At 65.6% G+C, this 3,822-nt stretch carries 4 protein-coding genes and 2 pseudogenes; 5 read left to right on the forward strand and 1 reads right to left on the reverse strand.

The window, feature by feature from the left end:
• The 3 genes and pseudogenes from EOA79_RS30505 to EOA79_RS30515 all read left to right on the forward strand — a co-directional run.
• Positions 1 to 240, forward strand: a pseudogene (locus EOA79_RS30505) (xylose isomerase); the annotation flags it as partial.
• Positions 241 to 425: 185 nt separating this feature from the next.
• Positions 426 to 629 carry a hypothetical protein gene (locus tag EOA79_RS30510; protein WP_095824431.1) on the forward strand — a complete coding sequence of 68 codons (204 nt, stop codon included), beginning with the start codon at positions 426 to 428 and terminating at the stop codon, positions 627 to 629.
• An 86-nt stretch (positions 630 to 715) separates the two neighbouring features.
• Positions 716 to 1,477 carry a TIGR01458 family HAD-type hydrolase gene (locus tag EOA79_RS30515; protein WP_348631109.1) on the forward strand — a complete coding sequence of 254 codons (762 nt, stop codon included), beginning with the start codon at positions 716 to 718 and terminating at the stop codon, positions 1,475 to 1,477.
• Here EOA79_RS30515 and EOA79_RS30520 read toward each other — a convergent pair.
• Positions 1,458 to 2,438 (reverse strand): GlxA family transcriptional regulator, encoded by a 981-nt coding sequence (locus tag EOA79_RS30520; protein WP_067324067.1) that lies wholly within the window; start codon positions 2,436 to 2,438, stop codon positions 1,458 to 1,460. The genes EOA79_RS30515 and EOA79_RS30520 overlap by 20 nt on opposite strands.
• Before the next feature lie 128 nt (positions 2,439 to 2,566).
• Here EOA79_RS30520 and EOA79_RS30525 point away from each other — a divergent pair, with 128 nt between their 5' ends.
• Positions 2,567 to 3,484, forward strand: a complete 918-nt coding sequence (locus EOA79_RS30525; RefSeq protein ID WP_066996067.1) for a 3-keto-5-aminohexanoate cleavage protein — start codon at positions 2,567 to 2,569, stop codon at positions 3,482 to 3,484.
• A gap of 95 nt (positions 3,485 to 3,579) precedes the next feature.
• Positions 3,580 to 3,822, forward strand: a pseudogene (locus tag EOA79_RS30530) (peptidase); the annotation flags it as partial.

Consider the following 3,822-nt stretch of genomic DNA (forward strand, 5'->3'; position numbering starts at 1 on the left):
GGCATGGACGCCTGCGCGCGCGGGCTCAAGGCGGCGGCCAGGATGATCGGAGACAAGGCGCTGTCGGGTCCGCTTAACGAACGCTATGCCGGCTGGAACACGGCCGAAGGCAAGGCGATGCTTTCCGGCAAGCGTACGCTGGAGGAGATCGCCGAACGCGTGGTGACGGAGAAGATCGAGCCGCAGCCGCGCTCCGGCCGGCAGGAGCTCCTTGAAAACATCGTCAACCGCTACGTCTGAGGCTTTCCTGCGGCGCCCGAATCGAGCGCCGCAGAGCTGAAATTGCATTCCATGCGGGGTGAACCTACACGACAAGGTTTTGCCCCGCGCTGCCTCTCAATCGCCGCGCTCTTGCCTTCAAACAGCCGTCACGAATCGCGTATATTGTCGACATGCGGCGGGAAGGAAAGAAGGAGGCGAAACGTATGCAGCACGAACGCGAAATCGACGCCCTGCTCTCTTCCGGCGAGGCTGGTTCGATCATCGATCGGCTGATGGCGCTGCCGCATCCGAAGGATGGCGCCGGCGAAGCAAATGAATGGGATCGCGCGGTCGCCGCGCGGTTGGAAACGGCGCTGGCCAAGAGCATGCGCTCGCGCATTGTGCGCGAAGGCAGCGACGCCGCCTGATTCTTCGGCCCCTGTGTCCGTGGGCGTATTTTCGGCAGTTTGACGAACGGAGACTGTTTCTCCATCCTGCACCGATGATACGCGCGGTGCTGCTCGATCTCGCGGGTGTCGTCTATGATGGCGACACCCCGATCGCAAGCGCTGTGGCTGCGGTCGAGCGTTTGCGCAAGGCCGGACTGCCGCTCCGCTTCGTCAGCAACACGACACGTTCGCCGCGCCATAAAATCATCGCGCAGCTCGCCGCAATGGGTGTCGAGGTGAGGGATGAAGAATTGCTGACGCCGGCGCGCGCTGCGCTCGAATGGCTGCGAAGGCATGACCGGCAGCCTCACCTGCTCGTCCATCCCAACCTCGAAGCCGAGTTTACCGGTTCGGAGGGCGGCAAGAGCCGCGCTGTCGTTGTCGGCGACGCCGGCGAGGCCTTCGACTATGCCGGCCTAAACCGAGCGTTCCGCGAACTGGTTGCCGGCGCCGATTTTCTCGCTTTGGCCACCAACCGCACCTTCAAGGACGCAGACGGCCAGCTCAGCCTCGACGCCGGCGCCTTCGTGGCAGCGCTCGAATTCGCCTGCGGGCGAAGCCCTGTCGTGCTCGGCAAGCCGTCGCCCGATTTCTTCCTCTCGGCGCTTGCCGGCTTGAATTGCCCGCAGACCGACGCGGTGATGGTCGGCGACGACGCGGAAAGCGATGTCGCCGGCGCGCTCAGCGCCGGGCTCGGCGCGGCGCTGCTCGTACGCACCGGCAAGTATCGCCCCGGTGACGAGACACGCTTCGACCCGGCGCCCACGGCGCTGGTCGACGACCTCAGCGCGGCGGTGGACTGGATCCTCAGCCGCGCCGCAGCCTGACCGGCGCTTCGCCGAACGCGCGGGAAAACGCCCTGGAAAACGCCGCGGCTGATGAAAAACCCGTACGCCCGGCAATGTCGGCCATGGCGATGCGCGTGTCGACCACCAGACGTCGGGCGGCGGCGAGCCGCAGCCGCAGATAGTAGGCGCCCGGCGTCTCGCCGATCGACTTGCGGAAGATGCTCTCGAGTGTGCGCGCCGTGACGCCGGCGCGCTTGGCCACGGCATCGATGGTCAGCGGCTCATCGACATGCGCTTCCATCAGTCGGATCGCCTGCGCCAGGCGCGGATCGTAGCCGTCGAGCCGGCCGAGCGAGACCAGCGGCTGGGCGTCGGTCGCCGCGCGCGTCTGATCGTAGATGAAGACGCTCGCCACATCGAGCGCGGCCGCCATGCCGAGCCGGGTGCGGACCAGATGCAGCATCAGGTCGAAGGTGGGCGAGGCACCGCCCGAGGTGAAGACCGGCCCGTCGATGACATAGCGGTCGGGGCGCACATCGACGCCCGGAAAGGCGGCGGAGAAATCCTCCATGTCTTCCCAATGCGTGGTGGCGCTGCGGCCTTCGAGCAGGCCGGCGCGCGCCACCAGCCAGGTGCCGGCCTCGACGCCGCCGCAGGCGCGGGCCGCACGCGCCGCGCGGCGCAACCCGGCAAGCAACGCCGACGTCGCATAGTTCTGCGTGCCGAAGCCGGCGACGACGACCAGCATGTCGGTCGCTTCGGCGGCATCGAAGCAGCCGCCGACGGCGACCGGCAAGCCGCAGGTCGTCACCGGCGCCTCTCCGGTGAGCGAGACCAGCTTGAAGTCGAACAAAGTCTCGCCGGAAATGCGGTTGGCGGCGCGCAGCGGGTCGACCGCCGAGGCCACGCACATGATCGACGAGCCCGAGAACACCAGAAACGTCACCTTGAGGGTTTCCCGCTCGGCGCGAAAGATCGTCGGCTTTTCGCTTTTAGTCATGGCGCCTTCGTAAAACGCAAAACAGTTTCCGGCAAGTCGGTCATGCTTGGCCAGCTTCGGCGCAGGTCGTCATAGCAAAGCCGGTTTCCGGCTTCATCAATGGCTGATCGAATTTGGGAGGAAAGACGATGCCGCTCGCGATGAACCGTGAGGTTTTCATTACCTGTGCCGTGACCGGTTCCGGCGGGACGCAGGACCGCAGCCCGAACGTGCCGCGCTCGCCCAAGCAGATCGCCGATTCGGCGATCGAGGCCGCCAAGGCGGGTGCTGCGATCGTCCATTGCCATGTGCGCGACCCCGAGACCGGCAAGCCGAGGCGCGACGTCCATCTCTACCGCGAGGTCACCGAGCGCATCCGCGAGGCGAACGTGGATGTGGTGCTGAACCTCACCGCCGGCATGGGCGGCGACATGGTGTTCGGCTCGCCGGAAGCGCCGCTGCCGCTCAACGAGAAGGGCACCGACATGGGCGGCGCCACCAACCGCATGGAGCATGTGCGCCAGTGCCTGCCGGAGATCTGCACGCTTGATTGCGGCACGATGAACTTCGCCGAAGCCGACTATGTGATGACCAACACGCCCGGCATGCTGCGCGCCATGGGCGGCATGATGACGGCGCTCGGCGTGAAGCCCGAGATCGAGGCTTTCGATACCGGGCATTTGTGGTTCGCCAAGCAGCTGGTCGAGGAACAGGTGCTGAAGCCGGATGCGCTGGTGCAGCTGTGCATGGGTGTGCCTTGGGGCGCGCCGGACGACCTCAACACCTTCATGGCGATGGTCAACAACGTGCCGTCGACCTGGAACTGGTCGGCCTTCTCGATCGGCCGCAACCAAATGGCCTATGTCGCGGCGGCGGTGCTGGCCGGCGGCAATGTCCGTGTCGGGCTGGAAGACAATCTGTGGCTGGACAAGGGCGTGCTGGCGACCAATGCGCAGCTCGTCGAGCGCGCGGTGAGCATCGTCTCCAATCTCGGTGCGCGCGTGCTCGGACCGGAGGAAGTGCGCAAGAAGCTTAACCTCACCAAGCGGGCTCCGATCGCGGCATGAGCATGACCCCGAAAAGTGGGAACCGGTTTTTGCTTCGCTGACCTGCGGTTCGGAAAAGATCATGCTCAAACAACATTGAAAAGCGGGAGGTCGAGATGGCTACCGTCAAATTCACCGCGATGAAGGACGGCGACAAGGAAGACTATGAATTCCTGACCGCCCACGAGATCGACTATGCCGCCAGGACGGGGGATCGGCTGCTTTCCGCGCTGGTGCAGCTGGACGAAGGTTTGTCCGGCTATAAGATCACCCGGCTCGGCCATTCGCTGCAGGCGGCGACGCGCGCCTGGCGCGACGGCGCCGACACTGACTGGATCGTCTCCGCGCTGCTGCACGAC

Origin of the sequence: Mesorhizobium sp. M1A.F.Ca.IN.020.03.2.1 (assembly GCF_004023205.1) — a bacterium.
Lineage (GTDB): Bacteria > Pseudomonadota > Alphaproteobacteria > Rhizobiales > Rhizobiaceae > Mesorhizobium.

Coding starts and splice junctions, on each gene's coding strand:
- EOA79_RS30510 (WP_095824431.1), top strand. CDS start 426: ATGCAGCACGAACGCGAAATCGACGCCCTGCTCTCTTCCGGCGAGGCT.
- EOA79_RS30525 (WP_066996067.1), top strand. CDS start 2,567: ATGCCGCTCGCGATGAACCGTGAGGTTTTCATTACCTGTGCCGTGACC.
- EOA79_RS30520 (WP_067324067.1), bottom strand. CDS start 2,438: ATGACTAAAAGCGAAAAGCCGACGATCTTTCGCGCCGAGCGGGAAACC.